25 protein-coding genes are annotated in these 26,363 nt (G+C 37.0%); 17 read left to right on the top strand and 8 right to left on the bottom strand.

Going from position 1 to position 26,363, the window contains the following annotated elements:
- Positions 1-47: 47 nt before the first annotated feature.
- From EPI11_RS00695 to EPI11_RS00705, 3 genes are all read left to right on the top strand, one after another.
- The gene (locus EPI11_RS00695; protein ID WP_128388036.1) at positions 48-4,088 is read left to right on the top strand and encodes an Ig-like domain-containing protein; all 4,041 of its coding nucleotides are present in this window, start codon (positions 48-50) and stop codon (positions 4,086-4,088) included.
- Between the two features lie 106 nt (positions 4,089-4,194).
- Entirely contained in the window at positions 4,195-4,581 is a 387-nt protein-coding gene (locus tag EPI11_RS00700; RefSeq protein WP_128388037.1) for a hypothetical protein, read from the top strand.
- Between the two features lie 71 nt (positions 4,582-4,652).
- Positions 4,653-5,678: a TQO small subunit DoxD gene (locus tag EPI11_RS00705; RefSeq protein WP_128388038.1), complete on the top strand. Its 1,026-nt coding sequence runs from the start codon at positions 4,653-4,655 to the stop codon at positions 5,676-5,678.
- Positions 5,679-5,737: 59 nt separating this feature from the next.
- On the opposite strand, the gene EPI11_RS00710 is transcribed toward EPI11_RS00705, so the two are convergent.
- The 3 genes from EPI11_RS00710 to EPI11_RS00720 all read right to left on the bottom strand — a co-directional run bounded on the left by EPI11_RS00710 (position 5,738) and on the right by EPI11_RS00720 (position 9,172).
- Positions 5,738-6,787, bottom strand: coding sequence for an Omp28-related outer membrane protein (locus EPI11_RS00710; RefSeq protein WP_128388039.1), 1,050 nt, complete (start codon positions 6,785-6,787; stop codon positions 5,738-5,740).
- Between the two features lie 51 nt (positions 6,788-6,838).
- On the bottom strand, positions 6,839-7,594 hold the full coding sequence (locus tag EPI11_RS00715; protein WP_128388040.1) for a T9SS type A sorting domain-containing protein: 756 nt from the start codon (positions 7,592-7,594) through the stop codon (positions 6,839-6,841).
- Positions 7,595-7,693: 99 nt separating this feature from the next.
- Positions 7,694-9,172, bottom strand: coding sequence for a T9SS type A sorting domain-containing protein (locus EPI11_RS00720; protein WP_128388041.1), 1,479 nt, complete (start codon positions 9,170-9,172; stop codon positions 7,694-7,696).
- 335 nt (positions 9,173-9,507) lie between these two features.
- Between EPI11_RS00720 and EPI11_RS00725 the strand changes: the two genes are divergently transcribed.
- The 4 genes from EPI11_RS00725 (at position 9,508) to EPI11_RS00740 (ending at position 14,768) form a co-directional block, all read left to right on the top strand.
- Positions 9,508-9,984 (top strand): TlpA family protein disulfide reductase, encoded by a 477-nt coding sequence (locus EPI11_RS00725; RefSeq protein WP_128388042.1) that lies wholly within the window; start codon positions 9,508-9,510, stop codon positions 9,982-9,984.
- A gap of 4 nt (positions 9,985-9,988) precedes the next feature.
- Positions 9,989-11,686, top strand: a complete 1,698-nt coding sequence (locus EPI11_RS00730; protein WP_128388043.1) for a DUF6029 family protein — start codon at positions 9,989-9,991, stop codon at positions 11,684-11,686.
- Positions 11,687-11,972: 286 nt separating this feature from the next.
- Entirely contained in the window at positions 11,973-13,025 is a 1,053-nt protein-coding gene (locus EPI11_RS00735; protein WP_128388044.1) for a hypothetical protein, read from the top strand.
- A 3-nt stretch (positions 13,026-13,028) separates the two neighbouring features.
- The gene (locus EPI11_RS00740; RefSeq protein WP_128388045.1) at positions 13,029-14,768 is read left to right on the top strand and encodes a T9SS type A sorting domain-containing protein; all 1,740 of its coding nucleotides are present in this window, start codon (positions 13,029-13,031) and stop codon (positions 14,766-14,768) included.
- A gap of 89 nt (positions 14,769-14,857) precedes the next feature.
- Here EPI11_RS00740 and EPI11_RS00745 read toward each other — a convergent pair whose 3' ends face one another.
- Complete coding sequence (locus EPI11_RS00745; protein ID WP_128388046.1) at positions 14,858-15,607, bottom strand: DeoR/GlpR family DNA-binding transcription regulator; 750 nt, start codon at positions 15,605-15,607, stop codon at positions 14,858-14,860.
- 96 nt (positions 15,608-15,703) lie between these two features.
- Between EPI11_RS00745 and EPI11_RS00750 the strand changes: the two genes are divergently transcribed.
- Positions 15,704-16,255, top strand: a complete 552-nt coding sequence (locus EPI11_RS00750; protein WP_128388047.1) for a 5' nucleotidase, NT5C type — start codon at positions 15,704-15,706, stop codon at positions 16,253-16,255.
- 14 nt (positions 16,256-16,269) lie between these two features.
- Here EPI11_RS00750 and EPI11_RS00755 read toward each other — a convergent pair whose 3' ends face one another.
- Positions 16,270-17,367: a DNA alkylation repair protein gene (locus EPI11_RS00755; RefSeq protein ID WP_128388048.1), complete on the bottom strand. Its 1,098-nt coding sequence runs from the start codon at positions 17,365-17,367 to the stop codon at positions 16,270-16,272.
- Positions 17,368-17,466: 99 nt separating this feature from the next.
- Positions 17,467-17,781 (bottom strand): HPF/RaiA family ribosome-associated protein, encoded by a 315-nt coding sequence (locus EPI11_RS00760; RefSeq protein WP_128388049.1) that lies wholly within the window; start codon positions 17,779-17,781, stop codon positions 17,467-17,469.
- A 178-nt stretch (positions 17,782-17,959) separates the two neighbouring features.
- Between EPI11_RS00760 and EPI11_RS00765 the strand changes: the two genes are divergently transcribed.
- The 9 genes from EPI11_RS00765 to EPI11_RS00805 all read left to right on the top strand — a co-directional run bounded on the left by EPI11_RS00765 (position 17,960) and on the right by EPI11_RS00805 (position 24,886).
- Positions 17,960-18,553, top strand: a complete 594-nt coding sequence (locus tag EPI11_RS00765; RefSeq protein ID WP_128388050.1) for a TetR/AcrR family transcriptional regulator — start codon at positions 17,960-17,962, stop codon at positions 18,551-18,553.
- A gap of 116 nt (positions 18,554-18,669) precedes the next feature.
- Positions 18,670-19,848, top strand: a complete 1,179-nt coding sequence (locus tag EPI11_RS00770) for an acetyl-CoA C-acyltransferase (protein ID WP_128388051.1) — start codon at positions 18,670-18,672, stop codon at positions 19,846-19,848.
- 5 nt (positions 19,849-19,853) lie between these two features.
- A complete protein-coding gene (locus tag EPI11_RS00775) occupies positions 19,854-20,291 on the top strand; it encodes a PaaI family thioesterase (RefSeq protein WP_241657557.1) in 438 nt (145 codons plus the stop codon).
- A gap of 3 nt (positions 20,292-20,294) precedes the next feature.
- Positions 20,295-20,537, top strand: coding sequence for a DUF2798 domain-containing protein (locus EPI11_RS00780; RefSeq protein ID WP_128388052.1), 243 nt, complete (start codon positions 20,295-20,297; stop codon positions 20,535-20,537).
- Positions 20,534-21,781, top strand: coding sequence for a beta-ketoacyl-ACP synthase II (gene fabF, locus EPI11_RS00785; protein ID WP_128388053.1), 1,248 nt, complete (start codon positions 20,534-20,536; stop codon positions 21,779-21,781). The genes EPI11_RS00780 and fabF overlap by 4 nt, the downstream gene beginning before the upstream one ends.
- Before the next feature lie 33 nt (positions 21,782-21,814).
- Positions 21,815-22,555, top strand: a complete 741-nt coding sequence (locus EPI11_RS00790; RefSeq protein ID WP_128388054.1) for an SDR family oxidoreductase — start codon at positions 21,815-21,817, stop codon at positions 22,553-22,555.
- A gap of 147 nt (positions 22,556-22,702) precedes the next feature.
- Positions 22,703-23,431, top strand: a complete 729-nt coding sequence (locus tag EPI11_RS00795) for a porin family protein (protein ID WP_164879090.1) — start codon at positions 22,703-22,705, stop codon at positions 23,429-23,431.
- A 25-nt stretch (positions 23,432-23,456) separates the two neighbouring features.
- Positions 23,457-24,020: a Crp/Fnr family transcriptional regulator gene (locus tag EPI11_RS00800; RefSeq protein ID WP_128388056.1), complete on the top strand. Its 564-nt coding sequence runs from the start codon at positions 23,457-23,459 to the stop codon at positions 24,018-24,020.
- Positions 24,021-24,112: 92 nt separating this feature from the next.
- Positions 24,113-24,886 carry a type 1 glutamine amidotransferase domain-containing protein gene (locus tag EPI11_RS00805; RefSeq protein ID WP_241657558.1) on the top strand — a complete coding sequence of 258 codons (774 nt, stop codon included), beginning with the start codon at positions 24,113-24,115 and terminating at the stop codon, positions 24,884-24,886.
- A 210-nt stretch (positions 24,887-25,096) separates the two neighbouring features.
- Here the strand turns inward: EPI11_RS00805 and EPI11_RS00810 are convergent, their stop codons facing one another.
- Both EPI11_RS00810 and EPI11_RS00815 read right to left on the bottom strand, forming a co-directional pair.
- The gene (locus EPI11_RS00810) at positions 25,097-25,531 is read right to left on the bottom strand and encodes a hypothetical protein (RefSeq protein ID WP_128388057.1); all 435 of its coding nucleotides are present in this window, start codon (positions 25,529-25,531) and stop codon (positions 25,097-25,099) included.
- 212 nt (positions 25,532-25,743) lie between these two features.
- On the bottom strand, positions 25,744-26,358 hold the full coding sequence (locus tag EPI11_RS00815; RefSeq protein WP_128388058.1) for a hypothetical protein: 615 nt from the start codon (positions 26,356-26,358) through the stop codon (positions 25,744-25,746).
- Between the last annotated feature and the right edge of the window lie 5 nt (positions 26,359-26,363).

Raw genomic sequence — 26,363 nt, forward strand, 5'->3', positions numbered from 1 at the left:
TTTCAAAAACTCACGGTTTTTAGAATTATAAAAATTAATAGTAGATTATGTTTAAATTTTACAAAAAGTCAAATAAAAGATATCTTTTTGGCAAAGCAATGGCAGCAGTAATGCTGTTCTTTTTTTGTACACAGTTATCTTTTGCACAGGCTTCGGCCTACGGTTTTACACAAAATCAGGGAACTTATGTTCCTTTAACCGGAGCTACGATAATTGCACAAGCTGGGGCATTAACCGGAACTAATAGTATTGATTCTCAAAAGTATGAGCTTCCTGCAGGAACAATACCTTTCCCTTTTACAATCAGTAACCAGTCTTTTACAGGACTGTATGTTTATGCCGATGGGTTTGTAACTTTTGGACCAAATTTTATCAATGGAAGTTCGCCTATATCAAATGCTGTTACAGAGTATGCGGGTGCAGTTTCGGCAGCAGCAGCAGATATTCATGCTTTATATGACCTGAATGGTCTTACAGGGAGTATTAGTTACAAAACTGAAGGCGTAGCACCAAACCGTGAGTTTGTTATCCAGTGGGAGCATTTCAGACCTTACTTAAGTTCAACTTCTACTTCAAGTCTGTTTGACTGGAATTTCCAGATAAGACTTAAAGAAAACAACGGTATTTCTATTGCTTATGATATGAAAGTAACAGGTACACCTACAAGTGCTTTGGTTCAGGTGGGTATCAGAACAGGATCGGCTACTGATTATAGTAACCGTTATTCGACAGGTACATCTTCGAGTAACTGGACATCATCTACAGCAGGAAGTTCAGCAACTTCAACTACTACTGTTAATTCCGGAACACTTCCTCCATCAGGATTTAGCTACAACTGGTCATCACCGTTGCCGTGTATATCACCTGTAGTACAGCCAACAGTACTTAATCTTTCGAGCCAGGGTATTATTATTACAGGAACATTTACAAAGGCTGTTCCGGCAGCAGATAGTTATTTAGTACTGCGTACACCAACAGGTACAGTACCTAATACACCAGTGAATGGAACTGTTTATACAGTTGCTGCTAATACTGCTTTAAATGCTAATGTAATTTACATAGGGAGCAATGCAACTTTTACTGATAATGCATTTAATGGTGTATTAGGTAATACAGACTATACTTATACTGTTTATGCTGTTAGTACTGCGTGTATTGGCGGTCCTATATACAATGCAATAAGTCCCCTTACTGCTGATATAACCACATGTCCAGGGCCTATAAATACGTTGGATTCGGCGAATGTATCAAGTTCATCATTTGGTATCGTATGGACACCTAATAATGGCAATGCACTACCTTTAACCTACAGTGTTGAGGTTTCTACCGTTTCAGATTTTGCTACCCAGATACCAGGATCTCCATTTACTGTTGCGGCACCAGCGGCTTCAATTAATATTCCGGGTTTATTAGCTTCAACAAAATATTTCTATCGTATAAAAGCTATTACAAGCTGCGGTACAGGATTAGCTTCTTCTATTAAAAATGTAACAACACTATGTGTAGCAGTTACAGCATTGAATGAAAATTTTGATGCTCTTACTTTTGGTGTACTGCCTTCCTGTTGGAGCAAGATTATAAGAGGATCAGGTACATCTTCAGCTAGCGTTGGAGCAAGTGTGAGTGCCGGATTCAGCCTCCCTGCTGCGATAAACCTTTATAACTCTAGCGCAAACACAAATACCGATGGCGTAGATGTTATACTTGTAACACCTACAATTAGTAACCTTAATGCAGGAACGCACAGGTTGAGGTTTAAAGCAAAAAGAGGTACAGCTGTAGAGGGGAACGATATACAGATTGGTACACTTTCAGATAATTCTGCTACTGCTGTATTTACAGCTGTTGGCGGAGTAACTGTACTGACAACAGAATATAAAGAATATACAGTATACCTGACAGGTAATAATACAACAAACCAATTTTTAGGGTTTAAAAGAAAAGGATCGGCAGCAAATACAAATATATTTATAGACGATGTTATATGGGAAGAAGCTCCTTCATGTCTTGAGCCTTTAAATCTTTCAGTGTCGGCAATTGCACCTAATAGTGCAACGGTTAGCTGGAATTTTGATGCTCATAGTACAGCACCAACTGATGGATATGAGTATTTTGTGTCTACAACAAATACAGCACCTACTGTGACTGATGTAGTTGTATCAACAAATTCTACAACTGTTAATCTTGCATTATTGGCCAATGGTACTGCTCATTATGTTTTTGTGAGAAGTGTGTGTTCTTCAGCCAATAAAAGTGCCTGGAAAGTGATTGATTTTAAAACAATACTTACCACGCCTGCACCATGGACCGAGACTTTCACGGGAACTTCTTTGCCAGGATGGGTTACAACGGGCTGGACTATTGGTGCTGACAGAAGTGCTACAGGAAATACCGGAAGGAATATTTATAAAAACCTCTTTGGAACAACACCTGCAGGAGAGTTTAGTACAATAAATGTTGGTCCGCTGCCTGCTAATTCAGTATTAAGCTTTGATTATAAACAAGGTAATTATAATTCCCCATATACACCATTAACAGACTGGGGGAATTTTGAAGTACAGGTTTCAACAGATTTTGGAGCTACCTGGACATCCCTGGCAGCTATAACCAATGAAGCGGGTACAGGAAGCTACATGGCAAAAACATATCCTCTTTCAGCTTATGAAAACATGTATGTATCGGTAAAAATAAAGGCTGCAAGAACCACCGGAGATTTTGACCTTTCCTTTGATAACTTCAAAATTGAAGCAAACAATACACCTGTAAGCCTTGCTATCGCAACACAAAATGCGGTGCCTGCACAAATTTCAGTACCTAATGGAACTTTACAGCTAATAGCTTCAGTTTTACCTACAGCAGCAAATCAAAATGTTATTTGGAGTATTACTTCAGGTAGTGAATTTGGAACCATAAACGCAAGCGGGCAAATTACAGCAACGGCTAATGGTACAGTAACTGTAAAAGCAGTAAGTACTGTAAATGCGGCTGTGTTTAATATAATACAAGTAGTTATCAGCGGGCAAATTATACCAGTTGTAAGCCTTGTGATTTCCGTAGAAAATAATGCTGCTTCTGCAATTACTACAGCAAACGGAACGTTACAATTAGTAGCAACGGTTTTACCAGCGGCTGCAACTCAAAATATAATATGGAGTGTAGTTTCGGGAGCTGAGTTTGGTACTGTAAATGCAACGGGTCTTATAACTGCTACGGCTAACGGAATAGTAACAATTCAGGCAGTAAGTACAGAAGATGCTACGATTTTAGATACAATTGAGATCGCTATCAGCGGACAAATTACACCAGTTGCAAGTGTTGTAATTTCGGTAGAAAATAATGCTGCTCCTGCAATTACTACAGCAAACGGAACTTTACAATTAGTAGCAACGGTTTTACCGGTTGCTGCAACTCAAAATGTAATATGGAGTGTGGTATCGGGAGCTGAGTTTGGTACTGTAAATGCAACGGGTCTTATAACTGCTACGGCTAACGGAATAGTAACAATTCAGGCAGTAAGTACAGAAGATGCTACGATTTTAGATACAATTGAGATCGCTATCAGCGGACAAATTACACCAGTTGCAAGTGTTGTAATTTCGGTAGAAAATAATGCTGCTCCTGCAATTACTACAGCAAACGGAACTTTACAATTAGTAGCAACGGTTTTACCGGTTGCTGCAACTCAAAATGTAATATGGAGTGTGGTATCGGGAGCTGAGTTTGGTACTGTAAATGCAACGGGTCTTATAACTGCTACGGCTAACGGAATAGTAACAATTCAGGCAGTAAGTACAGAAGATGCTACAATTTTAGATACAATTGAGATCCTTATCAGCAATCAGGTGTTAGGAATAGATGAAGTAACTAAAGCACAATTTGTTATTTATCCTAATCCGGCAGAAGCTGTTCTAACCATACAATCGGTTTTAGAAGTTGCTGCAGTAACAGTTTACAATTTACTTGGACAAACAATGGCTATAGAGAATAACAATACAATTAATATCGAAAATTTATCTGTGGGTACATATATTATAAAAGTAGATTTTACAAATGGAAAATCTACGGCACAAAAAATCATAAAGAAATAATCTGAATTTTCTTTGTTTTTGAAACCGCCTAATTCGTTAGGCGGTTTTTTTGTTAAACTGTTTGTAATAGGCACATTTTTAAATTAATTGCTCTATATTGCCCGGTATGAAAAACAAAAGAGATAGTAAAAGGTATATCATCAGCTGCTTAACTGTAGCGATAGTGTCTTTGTTATTATTTTTTGTTTCCTGCCCTGTTAAGAACAGTATCGCAGAGATTTTAGACCTGCCAATCGCCAAGACTTTAAACCCTTCTAAGTCGGTTTCTTCCGGTACTTATAAAACCTGTAACGTTTACGGGCATCATACTGTTAAACAGTTAAAATCTGTCAAAAAATTAGAGGTTCTATTACCTTTTCATCTAAGGGACTTTAGTGATCCTTTACTTTTTGTAAACAAACCTGTTGAGATTTATAAACAAAATCAACCAGGTAATGTTTCGAAAATTCCTTTTTACATTTTATACCAAAACATAAAAGACTTTATCGTTTAGATACTTAAAGTTGAGTTAGTAAGCCGCCTTTTTAAAGATGTGGCGCATGTTTTATTATAATAAATGTAAAAATGAAATCAGAAAATATTGAATTAAAAAACAACTTTTATGTAGCCGGGAGTATAACTTTTGCTTTGCGAATGGTTATTGGATGGACTTATTTCTCAGCTTTTTGGAGAAGATTGGTCTTAGAGAATAAATTAGATCAGGAGGCAGCAGGATACATAGGCGAAAAGTTTAATCACTTTTTACCAAATGCGTTAGGGATCAAACCCATTATAGAATACCTCGTACTTAATCCCGATGCTTTATGGTGGGCGATGACCATCTTTACAATTGTAGAAGCGATAGTAGGCTTGTTTTTGATACTTGGACTTTTTACTAGGCTTATGAGTATTGGTGTTTTTGCTTTGGCAATGGGTATCCTTCTAGGGTCAGGGTGGTTAGGTACGACATGCCTTGACGAATGGCAGATAGGTGTCCTGGGAATTGCCGGAGGATTTACTTTATTTTTATCAGGAAGTGGTAAATATTCCTTTGATAACTGGATGATGTGTAAAGGATATCCCTTCACGAATAAAAAAGTTTTTGCCCTCTTGGGATCTGGAAACTTGCCTGTTCAGTGGAATAGATTTTATAAAATTGTATTTGCCGGTTCTGTAGCTATACTTTTCATGACCCTTTTTACCAATCAGTATTTTCATGGCGGGGTATATGGAACGCTGCACAATAAATCGGTTAAGCCGAAAGTAGAAGTTACCGATGCTAAAATCGAAAACGGAATGTTGTCATTTACAGTTAATCGTGTAGAAGGTGCAGATGTTTATGGTTCATTTTTAATTGGTATAACGGTTGTTGATAAAGAGAATAATCCTGTCTTTGATTTAGACGGTAAAGCCTTATCTCAATTACCTAAAACAGCAATCATCAATAAATATGTGGCAAAAGTAAAACCGGGTAAACACAGTATGATTATTCCGCTGGGAGCAAAGGCCAAACTTCAATTTAAAGATGTTGTATTTGAGAGTAAACATTCAGGACACAAAGTCTTGCTTACAGATATTAGCGGTACTGTTTGGGAAAGCAGTATTGAATAATAGTTATAATAAAAAAGGCAGCCAATTGGCTGCCTTTTTTATTATAAACAAAGGTATTTTTATAGTAATTCCATTTCCTGATCTTCACCCGGAGTTGTTCTTCTTACGTTAACTACTTTTCCGTTTTCATCGATTACAAAAGCTACAAATTCTATTTTAGAAGTATTAGCAACATTAGCAGGTACTGCTACATTAAATGATCTTTTGTATGTGTTGGAAAAAGTTGTCTGGCTTCCGTCAATACTTTCTCCTAAAATAGGAGTAAGGCAGGCACGAAGTACATGGTTGTGTACAAAGTCTTTAAGGATATCTTCACCATTGTAGTAAGTAGTATAATTATGCTGATCATAAATAAGACCATTTTCTAATACATATACTACAAGCTTAAGGTTGTTTGTAAAGTCTTTACCAAACATCACATTAACATCCATAGTTATTGTACCATTAGCTACTGATGAAGTCATGGCAAGCCCTAATCTAGGGTTTATGCCCTGGGTCATACCAATAGCCTGGTTAAGGTTGTTTGGTTCAGGGAACTTCCATTGTGTAGTACGGTTCAGGAAGCCTTTAGGATACCCATCTGCACCTAAAATGTTTTCCAGTTCCTGTGCATCATAGTTATAAGGGTCATAATTAGCATCAGATACGTTAGAGCTTGGCCTGTGTATTGCCACTGCAATAGCATCTTCTGTTTGCTGATGTACAAGTTCTACCCCATAAGCTACACGTGGGCAATAGCCACACCATACACCTGTATAGTCTTCAATAAGCATCTTTTTCCTGAAATTAATAACAGTACCGTCGTGGAAGCTTATCAATAATGGATCGGATGTTACAGTATAATACTTGGCTGTAACTTCAAAATTGCCAACAGTTGCAGAACTAAATGTATTGCCTTCTATTGGAGCGCCATCTATAAAAAATTCCGCGTCATCGGTAAGGTCATTACCTTCTTTGTCTTTAACGGTAAAAGTTATTGTTTCACCAAATTTTTTCACTGAGCTGTCTGCAGTAAGTATAATAGCATCATATGAATTTAATATTTCATAATCTGTAGAGCAGCCTGCAAAAAGCGAAACGATAAAAAGCAGGATAAGATTCTTTTTCATTGTATTATTTATTGTGCGCAGTAGTAATTAACAACGCTAAGATGGAGTAAATTAGTTCTTAACAACTCTTATTTGTGAAGTTTTGTTCTCTTCGTTAGTGAATCTTGTAATGTATACACCATTCGAAAGGCCAGAAACATCTACAGATTGAGAACCATTTATAATTGCAGCAGTTTTAATGATCTGTCCGTTAATGTTAAACATTTCAAGTTTAGCATTTTGTGTTGCAGTTACATCTAAACTATTTTTAACTACAGTACTGTTTAATGTAATCCCTATGTTTTTTAATGAAGCAAAATCAGCTGTACCGGCAGTAAAATTCTTATCGTAAATATAGGTGAAAGTAAATAAAGGTTCTCCAATAATTACACCTTCATTAGTATATTGTATAACAGCGATTTTGTATTTTACAGGAACATTTGTATCTATCCCTGGGTTGTTATTCCAAAAGTGATCTACTTCATTATTTGATGCGCCCGGTGCTAATGTCAATCCGAATCCACCTTCTGTATTGTTTGATGGCACGGTTTTGCCTACTGTAACGTTATCAAAACACTGTTCACCAAAGCAAAACTGCACCTCAGATCCTGAGGCATTAGTCATTTCTTCAATTCTTAATTTAAGATTGATAGGAGCATTAGAAGTATTGGTTACAGTTAATCTCAATTCTGCTGCTGCCATCGGCAGTAGCTTGTTAGTTGTGTATACATAACCGTTTGGTATAGGCTCGCCATTTCCTTCTACAGAAATTTGTGCTTGCGTTAAAGTAGTAAGTAATAAACTTGCAATCAGGATAATTTTTTTCATAATCAAGTAATTTTATTTGTATTCGCATTTAATTAAAAAGGCTACCGGAAACCTTTTCCGGTAGCATCTTTTTGGATATTCTTGTTAAAGCGTTACAGCTTATTTGATGATAATTTTCTCAACTCTTTGAGATTTTTCACCTTTTATTTTAGCAATATAGATACCGCTTTGTAAAGTACTTAAGTTGATAGAATCACCATCTTTAATATCTTTAGCAGTATGTACAGTTTTTCCTGTCATATCGATAACTGTTACATTAAGAGTTTCCTGAGTTGTAAAGTTAACGATACCTGTTGTAGGATTAGGGAACATTGTAAAACTAGCATCTGCAAAAGTTTCATTCTCTAATACACCATTAGTTCTGAATGCTTTGTTAAAGCTTGTTGATGCACCAAAGTTACCTACTCCCTGAAGGAATACTTGAGCGTCGTTAGAATAGATGATCATTCCATGTCCTAATTCACTGTTTCCAGAATTCCATCCATTGTTTCCACTGTCTTTCATAACTACAGTGTGGCATTGTGGAGTTGTTCCCGGGATAGTAACCCAGCTTGTCATTCTTTTGTCAGCATCGGCAGCTGTGTAAGGTCCGCCAGAAGCAACAACTGTACCTGCTTCATCTTTAATTTCCCAAGTTATTTCAGTTGGTTTGTTATCTGTAAATACATCAACTCTTAGCATATTATTTTCAGCTGCAGTTGGGTATCCAAAATCAACTGTAGCAACAGTAAGCTCTGCATTTGCAGCTGCACCACCATTAAGAGAAGTAAGCTCTACTTTATAAGTTGCACCAAGATCTAGAGTTACATTGTTAAATGTAATAGATGCAGGAGTTGCAAATTGAGCAAGGTTACCAGTATAGTCCTGTTCAGCAATAATAGCGTTGTCTTTTTTCAATACTACGTGAGCACCGGTAACGTTGTTATTACCAAAGTTTTTAAGCTTAGCTACTATATTTTGAGTTTCTCCGGAAGCACAGATTGTTATTTTAGAACCGCTTTCAATTTTTCCATGGTTAGCAATACCTGTTAAGGTTTGGCATTCCTGGATACTGTTTCTAAGTTCAAGAGCTGTTTCCTGATCTACCAGTTTTGTAGTTTTTGTTTCCTTACAAATTCTGTACATCTGAGGGAAATACTCTACTTTATATTTGTTGTCAGCACCAAGGTTCATTGCTGCGGTATCTTCAATAATAGGGTAAGGGCTTCCTAGAGTCCAGTTACCTCTTGTAACTGCTTTACCAGCAACCTGAATTCCATACAAGTTATCTTTAACAGTGTTTTGAATATCACCTTCTATAAAGAATACACCAATTTCATCAGATCCGTTTAGTCCGTAAGCTTCATAAAGATCTGCCATTGCATGTGTTTGGTGATAGTTCCAGCATGGTAGGCACCATGTAGCAGAAAAATCGATGATAACACTTTTTCCGTTATCAAGATAATCAGCATATAATGAGTGTTCTTGTTCTAGAAGATCTGTAGCTGTAAAATCCGGAGCTATAGACCCGTCAGCAAGTTGAGCATTAGCGCTAAGACCAGCTGCTAATAGCAATCCTAAGAGTAAAGGTTTTTTCATGGTAAGAATGGTTAATAGTTTTTTAGTTTTTTTTAAATGAATCAAATTAAGTTTCTATGCGTTAAGCATATATAAACTAAATGTAATTTTTTTCGAAATTATACAAAAAAATAACACCACAAAACATTTTAGATAAATAACACAAAAAAAAGTTGAAATTTGATGTTTTTTTTGATAATTCTACTAATCCTATAGAGTTTAATCAACGAAAAATGCAATATTTTTGGCTTTTTATAGCATTCTTTTTCATTTTTAATCATACGTATTACTATTAGCTGTTATTTTTTTTTTAATATTGTCCACGCAATTAAAATGCCCATTAAAATTTAATAACTATGAAAAAATTAGCACTACTGTTTTTATTCCTTACGGTTTCGGCTTATGCGCAAAAAGAAATGCCAAGTGTAACGATCAAGTCAGAGAATAATAAAAGCTTTAACGTTAAAAATGACTTTGCCGAAAAAGATAAATTATATGTATTTTGTTTTTGGGCTACATGGTGTGTGCCTTGTATTAATGAGCTTGATGCCATAAACGATAATTATGCTAAATGGACAAAAGAACTTAATATGGAGGTTATAGCGGTTTCTATAGATGATACACGTACACAAAAACGTGTTAAACCCTTATTGAATGGAAAAAAATGGCCTTACACCGTATTATTAGATACAAACCAGGATCTAAAAAGAGGACTGTCTATTGCAAATGTACCTTATACTGTTGTTGTAAAAAACAAAAAGATCGTTTACATACATAACGGTTACAGCCAGGGTGCTGAAAAAGAATTATACAATAAACTGAAGCAACTATAGATTGATGAAAAAATTACTTTTGCTGCTATTGCCATTTACTATAGGCTCATTGCACGCACAGGAAAATGATACTGTGCAGAAAAAAGACTATGGTAAAATATTTGGAGGATTTGAATCTAATGCTCAATGGTATCTTAATGATAAGGGAAGAGGGATAAAGCATCCTGAAGATCCTATACGCTCTAATAATTATTTATTAGTGAACTATCAAATAGATGGATTTTCGGCAGGTATCCAAGTGGAGTCTTATGAGCCTAATGCACTATTAAATTATAATCCGGGTTTTAAGGGTACAGATATCGGTACTTATTATGCCAGCTATAAAACGAGTAAGTTTGAGTTTACAGCGGGATATTTCTATGAGCAGTTTGGCAGCGGAATGCTATTACGTGCATGGGAAGACAGAGCACTGGGTATTAATACAGCACTTAGGGGAGGTAGAATAATTTACAGGCCTAGTGATAATGTTAAGCTTACGGCTTTATATGGTAGACAGCGTAGTGGTTTTGAAGTAACCAGTGGCGATATCTTTGGATTTGATTCTGATTTTAATGTAAGCAGCCTGCTTAAATTTCAAGAGTCTGATCTTTCTTTAGGTGTTAGTTATGTAGGGCGTTATGAAAAAATAGACCTGCCTGACCCAACATTTAATGCGCTTACAAACATGACTGCTGTTCGATTTAATTTTATTCACGATGCATTTTATGTGTCGGGTGAGTATAATTATAAAGAGAAAGATGGCGTGTTAGGTACTCAGAACACGCTTAGCAATAATTTTGTGAAACCGGGTAATGCTGTTATCTTAAACTTTGGTTATTCTAAATCAGGTTTAGGTATCGATGCTACTTTGCGCAGAATGGAAAATATGAAAATACTTTCTGAAAGAACACCTACAAGTACCGGTGATGGAATTACAACGAGCCTTAACTTTAATGATAAGGTACTTAACTTTACTCCTGCATTAACAAAACAGCATCACTCAAATCTGGCTAATATATATGTGTTCCAGGCGCAGAGTAAAGTGGACTTTATAGACCCAACGATCATGAAGGCCGGTGAAACAGGCGGACAGATAGATGTATTCTATGATTTCGAAAAAGGATCGGCAATAGGTGGTAAGTATGGTACAAAAATATCGGCTAACCTTTCAAGCTGGTACAATTTACCGGGAGCTTACAGATTGACTCCTTCAGACTATAGTACTGACTTTTTTGGATTAGGGAACAAATATTTCTCGGATTACAATGTTGAGATCAAAAAGAGATTTTCTGAAAATTGGATAACAGGTATTGAATACATTAACCAATACTATAATAAAGCATGGCTTGAAGGCGGAGAAGTTGTTAAGACAAATATTGTTTGTGCTGAAGCTACTTATAATTTTACACCATCAAAATCGATCCGTTTGGAAGGAGAGCACATGTGGGCTGATGCTGATAAGAAAAACTGGGTAGGCGGAACATTAGAGTTAAACCTTAACGATAAGTATTCTTTATATGTATGGGATATTTACAATTACGGAAATGATGATAGCAGTAAACGAACACATTACTACAATATGGGTGGAGCTTACCGTATAGGAGCAACCCGTATCGCAGCTAATTACGGAAGGCAGCGTGGTGGTCTTGTATGTGTGGGTGGTGTATGCCGTTTTGTACCTGAGAGTACAGGATTTACCCTTTCTATAAGTACTGCTTTTTAATACAGTATAGCAATAAATAAAAAAACCTCTGCAGCTTTTGTTGCAGAGGTTTTTTTTATGTAAAAAAGCAGTTTGTGATCCTTTATGAAATTATCACAAAATACATTTACATAGAGTAGTTATAATTTAGATAATACCGATATAATGACAGCATGTTGTTTTTTATAAATATCTATTTTTTGAATTATATAAGTGCGTTTTTTTTAAAATATTTATAATTATGCCTGAATAAATAAGTGAGTTTTTGGCTACATTTATAAAAAATCTACTTAATCTAATTTAAATTATGAAAACAAACCAATTACTTATGGGCCTTCTTTTAACGGGAGGGATCTTTTCTATGAACGCACAAAATGTGGCATCAACAGCAAATTTGACTAGCGGAGGGAATAGTGCGGGCACAGCTGGAGGCAGCAGTACATATTATGGCCATCAAGCAGGTAAGGTTAGTACCGGAAGTGCTAATACCTTTCTTGGATATATAGTAGGACCAATAAATTCAACCGGAAGTGGAAATACATTTATTGGACAGAATGTAGGGGCAAAAAACACTACTGGAGGCTATAATATTTTTATGGGTTCTTATACGGCAATTAATAATTCTACAGGTGAATTTAACACGTTTTTAGGGACCAATGCCTCAAATGGAAATACTACTGGAAATGAAAATGTTGCTATTGGCTATTTTGCAGGTATGAGTAATAAAACAGGTAATGGAAATGTGTTTTTAGGCTGTAATTCCGGAGGAGGTGGAGCAGTATCAATGAATAACACACATTTAGGATATACAGCGGGCCAAGGCAGCCTCGGTTCAAGAAATGTATTTTTAGGAAATGCTGCGGGTCGTCAATCTACCGAAAATGATAAATTATTTATAGACAATACAAGTACTGCTACACCTTTAATTTGGGGTGATTTTGCTTTAGATCAGGTAAAACTGAATGGCAAAGTTGGTGTTGGCGGTGTAACGGCTTTTCCTACTGCTGCGGGAGGTGCAAACCTTACTAATTACCAGTTGTTTGTTAAAGGAGGAGTACTTGCCGAAGAAGTAAGGGTAGCTACAACATGGGCCGACTACGTTTTTGAAGACAACTATGCATTGCCTACACTTGAAGAAGTAGAGTGTTTTATTGCAGAGAACGGACATTTACCTAATGTACCTTCGGCAAAACAAGTTGCTGAAGAGGGTATATCGCTGGGAGATATTGCAAAAGTTCAGCAGGAAAAAATTGAAGAACTTACTTTATATGTAATAGAGCAGAAGAAAGCTCTTAACGAACAGCAAAGTGAGATTGAGGTGCTAAAAGCACAAATGAAAGTATTAATGGAGAAAAAATAATATATGAAAAAAATCATCATTTACTTATTTCTCCTTAGCGGGCTCCTAGGTTTTGCACAGGGCGAAAATAACAATTGGTATTTTGGACCCTATACAGGCTTAAATTTTGCTTCAAATCCACCTACGGTTTTATCGGGTAGTTCAATGCAAACGCTTGAAGGTGTTGCGAGTATAAGCAGAGCTAATGGTTCACTGCTTTTTTATACAGATGGTAAAACCATATGGAATAGAAACCATCAGGTTATGTTGAATGGCGCTGATTTAGTAGGAGGATATGACTCACAGCATGTTGTAATTGCTCCTTATCCCGGTAATAATACTCTTTATTACGTTTTTACGACAAGTGATGTAAAGCTATCTCCTCTTCCGGGGAATTTTTGTAACTATACAATTGTAGATATGTCATTAGGAAGTATGGGTACTGACGGGCTTCCTTTAGGAGGGGTAGTTACTGCAGCAAAAAACATATCACTACTTGACGAATTTGGTAATGCATTTACATTAAAATCGGAAACGATTACAATGACTCCACATGCGGATAATAAAAGCTATTGGATATTGTTTGCCAATGGTTCAAAATTATATAGCTATCATTTAGATACTCAGGGATTTCACTCAACTCCTTTAGTTAGTAATCTTCCTGCTCCTGTGAATCCGACGGAAACACAAATACATATCAGGGTATCACCAAATTTATCATCAGACCTTGGACTCCCATATTCAAACCTTATAGCTCTTTCCAGGTGGCCTGGCAATATAAGTTGGCCTGTGTATAATTATGGTACAAGGGTGTGCTCTTTTGATAATAGTACAGGATTAATAACGCCAGATTATTTTATGAATATAACTGATATATATCCATATTCATCCGAATTTTCATCAGACGGAAAAGTGTTGTATACAGTAAACTTTTTTGGACAGCGTACTATGGCCTTTGACGTATTTAATGGGGTCGGTAAAGAAATAAATCAAGGATATCAAACGGATCTATATTATATTACACATGGAGGTTCTGCGCAAAGAGCGGCAAATGGAGAAATCTATGTAATATATACATCAAGAGATGCTTCTTATCCAAACTGGAAATATTTGGGAATGATTAATAACCCGGACTCTTATCAAAATTGTAGTGTGAACCAGACTGGGTTATTTATGGATGCAATTTTTCAATTAAGCAGTGCTAGTGGCATCTGTCTTCCACCACTTGTTCCTATACTAAATCCGTCAAACGGCGGATGTTTTGAGTATATGACTTTAGGATTTCCGGAAGAGAATAATGCAATACATCATGCGGGTTCATCTATTACTACAAACAATAGCTATACTGTAAGCAATGGACAAAATATAACTTTAAAAGCAGGATCATTTATAGAAATAAAGCCTAATTCGTTTATAAAAGCAGGATCCCTTTTTCTTGCTAAGATTGAAGAATGTGCTGCTGCTCTTCCAATAAGGGGGAAAAGTGATTATAAACCGGTAAATTATACTATAAACGTTGAAAATAATGATGGGAAAATGATTTTGTATCCTAATCCATCAGCCAATATAGTTACAGTTTCGGTTGGGGGTATAATTATTAAGGAACTGGCTGTTTATTCTAGTGACGGGAAACAATTGGTTTCCAGAGGTGTAGATAAAGAGTCTTATGTGCTGGATGTCTCAGGTTATACGGCTGGTATTTATATAATAACAGTGACGGGAAGCGACAATAAGATTTATTTGGAAAAACTTGTTAAGAAATAGTACAGTTTATACTTAAATTAAAATCCCGGTTTATACAACCGGGATTTTATTTATTACGTCTGATGGACATATCTTACACGGTTTGATTTTTAAACTATTTCGATACCTAAATCTTTATAGGCTTTTAAAGCTGTATTTGTGGGGTCGGTTTCTGTGATAATTACGTCAAGATCGGTTACCGGGCAAATATAAAAAGCTTCTACAGTACTTGTTTTCTCAAGAGTAGATAAAGCAATGGTTTTAACGGCTTGTGCCATCATTAGCTTTTTTACCTGAGAATCTTCATAATCCATGGCGGTTATACCCATTGTATGGTGAATGCTGCAAATACCTAAAAAACAAATGTCTGCTCTTATATTTCTTAGGGTATTCAGCACATCCTCGCCAATAGTTGTAAATGATATTTTGTAGAGTCTGCCTCCTGCAAAGATCACATCGACATTGGGATGGTCTTCCAATACATTCACTACCGGGAAGCTATTTGTTACAACTGTAATTTTTAAATTCTTTGGCAGGCTTGCAGCTAATGCTACAACGGATGTTCCTCCATCAAAAAAAACAACGTGTCCATCTCTAAGAAAGTTTAGTGCTTTTTGGGCAACTACCTGCTTTTGCCCTAAGTCATACTTTTCCCTGTCCCTGTAATGATGGGGAATAGGAGAATGTGCCATAGCACCACCTCTAACAGCTTTTAGGAGTCCTTGAGAGTCCAGCTCTTTAATATCCCTTCGCACAGTATCTTCAGATACATTGAGCAGCTGACTAAGCTGGTCCAAACGTACCTTATTGTCTTTTGAAAGCCGATTAAGTATTAGTTGTAAACGTTCCTCTTTTACCATTTTATTGCAATATGTTGCAAATATATAAAATTTAACATTGCAAAACACTGCATTATGTTGCAAAATATCGTAAATTTGTTGCAAATTAAAGCAAATATGAAAAAATCGATTGCCATAGACATGGACGGCGTAATAGCCGACATAGAGCCACATCTTATTGAATGGTACCAAAAAGAAACTGGTATTATAACAGCAAAAGAGACAATTAGAGGATTAAATGAACATGAGGCTTTTTCGAACAAAGGAGCCATACTTAAAATTTTAAATTCACCATCTTTCTTTAGGACAGTACCTGTGATGGATAAGGCTGTAGAAACAGTTAAAGCGTTGATGGAGGAATATGAAATTTTTATCGTCTCGGCGGCAATGGAATTCCCGTTATCATTGTTTGAGAAAAAAGAATGGCTTAGTGAGCACTTTCCTTTTATTAGTTGGAAGAACATCATTTTTTGTGGAGATAAGAGCATCATCGATACCGATTTTATGATTGATGATTATTGCAAAAACCTGGACTTTTGTAAAGGAAAGCCGCTTATGTTCACAGCATATCATAATGTTCACTTAAATCATCATCAAAGAATTGACCATTGGAATGAAGTTCCTGAGCTGTTAAAACAGCTATCCAGTAAACATGAAACAGCCTTTTAAAGGCTGTTTCATGTTTATATCAATTCGAATTTTGCAATTGATTTTTCTTCGCCGTTTACAATTAGCGATAGTTCGTGGTCTCCGGGATAGAATACACGGGTGGTTATAGGTCTGAACGATTGTTTTCTTACAATAGTACTTTTCTCTCCCGGTTGAAAGATCCTTTCGCTGATCTTGAATACTTTTCGTGCCAGATGTCCTTTCGATTTTTTATAATAAAGGCCATATTCCAATCGTACTGTTTGGGGCGTTGAATCTCTGTTCTCGATCATAAAAGTAAATTCAACACTATCTCCCATTTTTACTGTTGGGGTGATAATCTCGAAATTAGATAATATCATATGAGTACTATCAAGTCCGTAAATTCGTAATACTTCAGGATGTGCCTGTTTTAATAAGGTACGGCATCCGTGTTTTATAATGGCATCGGTTTCTTTGCTGCTGCCTTTCCATTGTTTTGCCAGTTCAATTACTACGCCCGGATTATCTTTGGCAATATCATTAATATTGTTGGCTACACTTCTGCGTACCCATTCTGACGGATCATTCTTTAAATTCTCTAATAATGGTAAAACAGCTGTAGGGTCTTTTTTTAAATATGGAATTGCCATTGCCCAGGGCAGGCGGGGACGGGAACCTTCACTGGCAAGTCTTCTTACTTTATGGTTTTCATGCAAAGACCAGGCTTTCATCTGATCCATCATTTGGTCAGGATACTGCAGCAGGAATGGACGTACTGCAAATTCACAACTGGTAAATTGAGTAGTAAATTCTAAGGCCTTAATGGCAGCATCATAATTATTAATGCCATAGGTTTCTATATAATCAGGGAGGAACATATAAGCCAGGCTGTCTTCGCCAATAGTCGCTTCCCTTAAATGTTTTATGATGTGTTGAAGAACGGGTACGGTTTCATTAAAATCTTCGGGCATAAAGCAATGCATTGCCTTAGCCGTATGACGCATCCTGTCTTTAAGTTCTTTATGTTCAAAACCATCCCTGTATATGCGGCTCATAAAGCGAATTTTATCAAATTCGGGTAGTGCACGGTCTAGAATAGCACTCAGCTTATCATAAAAAACAGGCGAATAAATATCTTTAAGAGCACTCATTACATTTTGGTTTTGATTACAATTACAAACTTAAAGTATTTGCATTAAAAAACCCCTTTAGCTACTGCTAAAGGGGTTGTCTTATTATGGTTCGAAATCTTAGTGATTTTGAAGTTTACCAAAACTGTGTTCTAACGCATTTTTTAATTTATCTGTAGCGCCTTTAATAGCTTTCTCAACCGTATCAGCATGATTTGTAACAGCTATTGGCTTTAAGTTAGCAACGCGTGCTTCCAGTAGGCAGCGTTTATCATCAGGAGTAGATTTTTCTCCATTTTCATCAGCTAAGTGTACTTCAAGTCGTGTTATTTTGTCTTCATATCTTTTAAGGGCATCCTGTAAAATAGGAGTGAAATAATTCTCTGTTCTTTCATGTCCCTCAATACTGTTGTCGATATTAAATTGTATTTGCATGTTGTCTTTTTTTGATTATTCTTACAGTAAATTTAAACAATTTCCCTGAAATACTGCCTTAGTTAGCATAAGATTAGCAATTGATATTCTCTATAATGCTATAAAAAAAATAAATAGACATGCGTTAGGATTATTATACCGATTGGTATAATTTTGTTTACTGAAAATGAACATGAACATGACCAAAGCAGAAAAGACCAGACAATATATTATTGAGAAAACGGCGCCTATCTTTAACAAGAAGGGGTATGCCGGAACTTCGATCAATGACCTTACTGATGCAACCGGCCTTACTAAGGGAAGTATTTATGGTAATTTTGAAAATAAGGACGAAGTTGCCCTGGCAGCATTTGATTATAACTTCGGGTTAGTATATGGTACGATAAAGAATCGGATCGCTGCTAAGAGCCATTCAATAGATAAATTAAAAGTTTATTTAAATGTGTTTTCTGATTTTTCCAGTCTCCCTACCTTATTAAATGGAGGCTGTCCGGTATTAAATACAGCAATTGAGGCCGATGATACTCATGGCGAATTAAGAGCGAAAGCTGTAAATGCTATTGAAAGATGGTATGCTTCACTAGAATATATTATTAAGGAAGGTGTCGAGAAGGGGCAGATTAAACAGGGAACAAATGCTAAAGATTTTTCAGGAGCCTTTATTGCTTTAATTGAAGGCGGTATTATGCTGGCAAAAGTAACAGGTAAAATGCACGGACTTAAAGCGGCGATGAAGCAGTGTGAAAAAATGATAAACGAAATAACAGCGTAAAAATTTTTGTTGAAAAATATACCAATCGGTATATAGTGAGTGATTGTAAATTTAAATAAGACATAAAACCATTTTTTTGATTTAAAATATACCGAACGGTATAAAACGAAAACAATATGAAAGAAGTATTTATAGTAGCAGCAAAGAGAACACCAATAGGAGGTTTTTTAGGAAATCTTTCTCATCTGTCGGCAACAGAATTAGGTCGTATAGCTATTGAAAGCGCATTGGCACAAACAAGCATACCAAAAAATGATATCGATTCGGTATACATGGGGAATGTATTGTCTGCTAATGTAGGACAGTCGCCCGCAAGGCAGGCTGCTAAGTTTGCAGGAATCGATGATCATACTGATGCAACTACGGTAAATAAAGTATGTGCGGCAGGCATGAAAGCAGTAATGCTGGGAGCGCAGCAAATACAATTGGGAGTAGATACTATTGTGGTTGCAGGAGGTATGGAAAGTATGAGTAACGTACCGCATTACATTAATCAGCGTGTGGGAAATAAAATGGGTAATGGTGTTATTACAGACGGTTTGCTGAAAGATGGTCTTACGGATGTATATAATAACTTCCATATGGGTAATGCAGCCGAAATGTGCGTTCGTAAATACAACATAAGCCGCGAGGAGCAGGATGAATATGCGTTACTTTCTTACAGCAGGGCTGCAAAAGCTTTTACAGCAGGAAAATTTGACAGGGAGATCATTCCAATTGAGGTAAAACAAAAATCAGGGACAGTAACCATAACACAGGACGAAGATGTAACCAAACTGATTGCTGAAAAAGTACCTACGCTTAGACCCTCATTTGAAGAAGGTGGAACAATAACGGCAGCAAATGCAAGTAATCTTAACGATGGTGCAGCTGCTTTTGTATTGGTATCTGCCGAAATGCTTGAGAAATACAACCTTACTCCGCTGGCTAAGGTTATTGGCTATGCAGATGCTGCACAGGCACCGGAATGGTTTACGACATCACCATCTGTTGCGATACCAAAAGCATTAAAACAGGCGGGATTATCCCAGGATGATATTGATTATTTTGAGATCAACGAGGCGTATGCATCGGTCATACTGGCAAATCAAAGAATATTAGGTCTTGATCCTGATAAAATTAATGTTTATGGAGGTGGTGTTGCTATGGGGCATCCTATCGGGGCATCGGGCGCACGAATTATTGCCACGCTTATTTCTGTTCTTGCACAGGAAGGTGGTAAGTATGGTGTTGCGGCTATTTGTAATGGCGGCGGCGGTGCATCGGCAGTAGTGATAGAAAATTTACAAAACTAATAAGTATGTATTCAGAAGCATCAGCATTTTTAAAAGAGCGTATAGGCAAAGAAGTAAGCGATTCACCGTCACCGTTTATGAGTTGGTTAAAGCCAATTATTCTAAAGGTAGAAGAGGGCAGTCTTGCATTTCAATATACGATTCGAAAAGAAATGACAAACCCGTTCGGTACGCTGCATGGCGGCGTTACAGCAGCCATTATAGACGACTCTATAGGAGCTACGCTTATATCATATGGCGAACCTTATTTTTATGTGTCGGTTAATTTGGTGATCGATTATATCGCATCGGCAAGAGAAGGAGATGTAGTTGTTGCAGAAACAACGGTGATTAAAAAAGGCAATCAAATCGTGAATGCACAATGTGATGTATGGAATGCCGACAAAACAAGGCTTATTGCAAAAGGCTACACCAATCTGATAAAAACAGAGATTAAAAAATAAACCATGAAAAAGAAGTTGGCATTTGCCCTGATAATGGGTGTGGTAACTACAGGGATAATATCGTTTTCCCTGATTAGCATTAATATTGGCTTTGTGCCAAAGTTCATGGTAATATGGCTAAAATCATGGGCAATGACTTATGTGATCGTTATACCGGCCATACTTATTATAGCACCAAGAGTAGAACAGTTTGTAGAATACCTTCTTAAAGAAAATACAGGAGGGAATAAAAGCAAAATACAATGAAAAGAGTAGCAGTTACAGGTTTAGGGGCAATAACTCCCCTGGGTAATTCGGTAAAAGAATTTTGGGCAAACATCCTGGCTGGTAAAAGCGGTGCAGGGCCTATAACCAAATTTGATACCTCTAAATTCAAAACGCATTTTGCCTGTGAGGTAAAAGGTTTTACGGCTGAAGATCATATCGAGAAAAAGGAAATAAAAAAGTATGATCTCTTTACCCAATATGCGATTGCTGCTGCCGATGAAGCTATTAAGGATTCCGGGCTTGATTTTACAGCCATGTCTCAGGAACAGCGATTTGAAGTAGGTGTAATATGGGCATCGGGAAATGGAGGCATCGGTACATTCGAAGAGCAGCTCAAAGAATTTCATTCCGGCGATGGTACACCCCGTTTTAATCCCTTCTTTATTCCTAAGATGATCGTAGATATAGCGGCAGGAGTACTTTCCATTCGTTATGGGCTTCATGGTCCAAACTATGCAACGGTATCGGCCTGTGCTTCATCTAATACCGCAATTATTGCTGCTTTTGACACCATACGTTTAGGTAAGGCAACAGTTATGATAGCCGGTGGCAGCGAGGCAGCTATAACAGCATCTTCTATCGGAGGGTTCAATGCTTCGCAGGCTTTATCAAAACGTAATGATGATGCGCAATCGGCTTCACGTCCGTTTGATGTAAGCCGTGATGGATTTGTAGCAGGTGAAGGAGCAGGCGCTTTGGTACTGGAAGACTGGGATCATGCTGTTGCCAGAGGAGCTGTTATTTATGCTGAGATCGTAGGTGGAGGTATGGCAGCCGATGCTTACCACTTAACCGGTACACCTGCCGACGGGCTTGGTGCTGCATTGGGTATGAAAAAAGCATTAGCAGAAGCCGGAATACAACCTGATGCGGTTGATTATATAAATGCTCATGCTACTTCTACTCCACAAGGAGACCTTAGTGAACTTAATGCGATACACACCGTTTTTAAAGGATTGAATGTACCTGTTAGTGCTACAAAATCCATGACGGGGCACTTGCTTGGTGCTGCAGGCGCAATAGAGAGTATAATAAGCATACTGGCTGTTAAAAACGATATCATTCCACCAACGATCAATACTCAAAATTTAGACCCATTGATACCGGAAGGGCTGCACATTGTTCTTGATACTCCTTTGAGGAAGAAGATTAATTATGCACTTAACAACACCTTTGGTTTTGGAGGACATACAGCCAGCACATTATTTAAAAAAGCAGAATAAATAAATTTTAATATACAATTCAATACAAATAAAATGAGAACAACAGGAAATACAATTTTGATAACAGGCGGAAGCGCAGGAATGGGGTTAGAAATGGCTCGCTTGTTTGTAGCCAATGGAAATAAAGTAATTATAACAGGCAGAGATGAGAACAGGCTTAAGGCTGCTGCTGCACAATTAGGCAATGTTATTGCTATTACCTTTGACGTAACCAAAGAAAGCGATGTAAACGTATTGGTTAAAAGGGTAGCAGATGATTTTCCGGAGCTGAATGTGCTGATCAATAATGCGGGAAGGGCATTTGCTTATAACCTTTCCGGTGAAGCTGGAGCTTATGAAAAAGCAACCGATGAGATGATGACAAACTATCTTTCTGTAATACGCCTTACCGAAAAGTTATTGCCGTTATTAGAAAAGCAGGCAGAAGCGGCAGTAGTTAATGTTTCTTCAATAACCGTTTATGCCCCTAATGCTTACATATCTACCTATTCTGCGACTAAGGCAGCCCTGCATTCGTATACGCAATCGCTTAGGCTGGCACTTGCCGAAACCTCGGTTAAAGTATTTGAGTTGATGCCTCCAATGGTAAATACGGATTTCTCTAGTGAAATTGGTGGCGAGAAAGGCATTGCACCTTCGGTTGTTGCAGAAGATGTACTGGATGCAATGGCTAATAACAGGTTTGAGATCCGTACAGGGGCAACGGAAGATATTTACCAGTTGAGCCTTGCCGATCCCGAAATGGCATTTAAGGCCATGAACGGAATGGTATAATTCCAGCGTGTCTATTTATAGAAGAGCCATTGTTTATACAGTGGCTTTTTTATTTAATTACTGCTGAACGAAATATGAATGAATTTTTTGAGAGTAAGCCTAAACTTTTGCATCTTTGTAGAACTAAGAATCTCCGGATATACAATTATGAGGCTAACCACTCTGTTTATTTTCTTTTTTTATGCTTTTACAGCATCGGCACAGGTTTTTGAACCTAAAGTGCGCGATACCATTGAACTGGACAGTATAGTACCTGTGGCAGACCTTAAGTACCGCGAAGATCAGGTTTATGCTTCTCTTTCCTATAATATTATGCAGGGTAAACCCCCCGGATATTCGCAATATTCTTTTTCGACAGGATTAACAGTAGGTTTTTTAAGGGATATGCCGATTAATAAAAACCGTACTTATGCTATAGCAGCTGGATTAGGATATTCTTATAATAATATAAAACACAATCTTGCGGCTATAAATATTAATGGCGAAAATACTTATCAGACAGCTGATAAGGCCGATTTTGATAAAAATAAACTGGTACTTCATTATCTGGAACTTCCTATAGAACTTCGCTGGAGAAATTCTACCGCACTGGATCATAAGTTTTGGCGTATTTATTTAGGTTTTAAAATTAGTTATCTGTTTTACGACAAGGCACAGTATGAGCCGGATGGCAATACAACTATAAAGGTTCGTAATGATAAAAACATAAACACTTTTGTTTATGGTACTTACATTTCAGTGGGATGGAATACATGGAATCTTTATGCATATTATGGGTTAACCCCAATATACAACTCTGCGTCTTTTGAAGGGGATAATAGACAAAAGCTTACTATGAATTCGCTTAATCTCGGGTTGATTTTCTATATTCTTTAGCAAATAACTGCTAAAATAATTTGCTATGAATTCAGGTCTAAGAGAACACATTGAAAAGATAATACCGCTTACAGATGTTGAATTTGAGCATGTACTCTCTCACTTTATATTAAAAAAGTTTAAGAAACATCAGTTTCTTATTCAGGAGGGTGAGCCTGTTACTTTCGATTTTTTTGTTGTTTCCGGTCTTGTAAAATCGAGCCATACTGATGAGGCAGGCAAACAACATATTATGCAGTTTGCAATGGAAGATTGGTGGATTAGTGATTATCAGGCTTATTTTAGTCAGACAGCGGCAACACTAATGGTAGACTGTATAGAAGATACAGAAGTATTTTGCTTATCGTTAGAAAACCGCGAAAGACTTTGTGCTGATCTTCATAAGATCGAACATTTTTTTAGAAAAAAATCAAACTCAGGATACATTGCCCTTCAACAAAGAATCTTATCTTTACTAAATAGCAGTGCTAAAGAACGTTACGTGAAATTACTAGGTCAATATCCGTCACTTTTTCAAAGAGTGCCAAAAACGCTGCTTGCTTCTTATCTTGGAGTATCCCGCGAAACACTCAGCAGGCTTTCTTCATAATGTGATCTACATCACTTTTTATTTGTGACCTATGTCCTGTGCAGGCGTTCTTATTCTTCAGAATTTTGCATAGTAATTTTCAATACAAAATCATGAAAAATAGTTTAGGAAAAATAATAGTAATTGTACTTATCTCGTTTGTGTCGGCGATGCCATTTGGAGCAGCAGCACAAACTAAAAAAGCAAAGAATATGGAAAAGAAGATTCTGTTTGTGGTAACAAGCCATGACAAAAAAGGAAGTACCGGAGAACCAACCGGATTTTATCTTGGAGAAGCTGCACACCCATGGGAAGTGCTTCATGATGCAGGATATGTAATCGATTTTGTGAGTCCTAAAGGAGGGAAAGCACCCGTAGATGGTTTTGATCTTACTGATCCCGTAAACAAGAAATTTTGGGAAAATGCAGAATACCATAAAAAAATCGAGAATACTTTAAAGCCGTCTGAAGTTAAGGCGGGCGATTATGCTGCTATATATTATGCCGGTGGACATGGTGCTATGTGGGATTTTGCAGATAATACAGCACTACAGCAAATTGCAGCAACTATTTATGAAAAAGGAGGAATCGTAGGCGCAGTATGCCACGGTCCTGCGGGACTTGTAAATATTAAACTATCTAATGGCAAATATCTGGTAGATGGAAAAAAAATAAATGCATTTACCAATGAAGAAGAAGAGGCTGTAGGACTTACAAAGGTAGTGCCTTTTCTTTTGGAAGATGGACTAATTAAACATGGAGCCAAATTTGAAAAATCAGGTTTATGGCAGGTTCACGTAACTGTAGACAATAGAGTAGTAACAGGGCAGAATCCACAATCGGCTAAAGGAGTGGGAGAAGCTATACTGGCTCAGCTTAAAAAATAACAAGTATGGTTCCTGATAAAATTCAAAAAGGCTTTATACCACGGTATAAAGCCTTTTTGAATATAGATAAATTTTTAAATAATTAATTTCTGTAGTTATAGGGAGCAGAGAATTTGCCATCGGTAACGGTAACGAATTCACCATCGGGAATTAGTTGCAGCACACCCGAAAATGTTCCTTCTACACCATAATAGTCAAGTTTGGTGATGTTTAAAGTAAAACCCGTTCCATCATATCCATTCCCGGAGTAGCTGGTAGTTCCTGTAACGTTTCCGTTGCTATCAACATTCTGTATGTAAAGTTACCATGTAATTCAGAGCTTGGAGCAGTATAGGTTGTGCCCACGGCAGCACCTTCTTCTGAGATAAGATCGAAACCAAATCCAGGGGAATTCAAATCTTCTGCTTCATGCCCGCCAATACTCACAAAATGGATAATATCTTCAGAAGGGGGATCATTGGCACTTACTCTGTAACTGAAGTTGCGTTCTTGTCCGTTTATTTTGCAGGTTAGGTAACGTTCTGTAGATGGATTGGTGTTTGTTTTTCCTCCGTCGTCATCGCTGCATCCCGTAGCGGTTAGTAAAAGAAGCAGTACCGGAAGTATAACTGCTTTTTTAATAGTGCTTTTTATTAGTGTGTTCATGCTGTAAAAATTGAATTATAATTTTTAAAAATACAATAAACAGTAAACATTCAAAAACTGAATAATTACAGTAGAGCTGACAATAGCGGGGTTTTTGTTAAAAATAATTTAAAATATTTCTTACGGTTTTGTTGTGTGGCATCTGAGCAGGACATGGCAACAGGAGGGTTTAACGTTTAATTAACGCGATAGTTGCGCTGTATATTTAGGATTTAAACAGATGGCAGTAACCATAGAAACCAAAGACCAACTTGGGGAATGATACCTATTAGAGTTCCTAGAATTACTTCACCCACCGAATTGTTTTTTGCCTGAAGCCTTGATGAAGCTACTAATCCTGAGCATATAATAAAGAAGGCAATTACGTTTAAAAATCGTATGTGATAATAAGCAGAGATACTTATTATAAACAGCGTAAACGAAGAGATAGCAATCATGTGAAGACTGGCTTTATGCCCTGTTAATAACAAGGCCAAAGCAACTACAGTACTTATAAGTGTGCCTAAAAAGTAATAATAGAGTTCAGGGATCACTACTATTGAAAGACTGTATTTTATAAGTGCCAGTAATAATAATGAGTATATGGCTAACGGGAGTCTTCGCTCTTTAGATTCGTTCATATTAGATTTTAAGAAACCTAAGGAGCGAAGCAGGTAGAATAATGATAAGGGTAACAATACAGTAAGTATCAGTACCTGTATAAAAGTAAGATAGATTTCGTGCTTATAAAAAAAACTGTTGGCTATTAAAAAATAAAATAGCGTGGCATACACCGGTATAAAGATCGGATGAAAAATATAAGAAAAGAAGGCAAGAAATTTTTTCATGCAGG

This window comes from Flavobacterium cerinum, from assembly GCF_004028155.1.
Lineage (GTDB): Bacteria > Bacteroidota > Bacteroidia > Flavobacteriales > Flavobacteriaceae > Flavobacterium > Flavobacterium cerinum.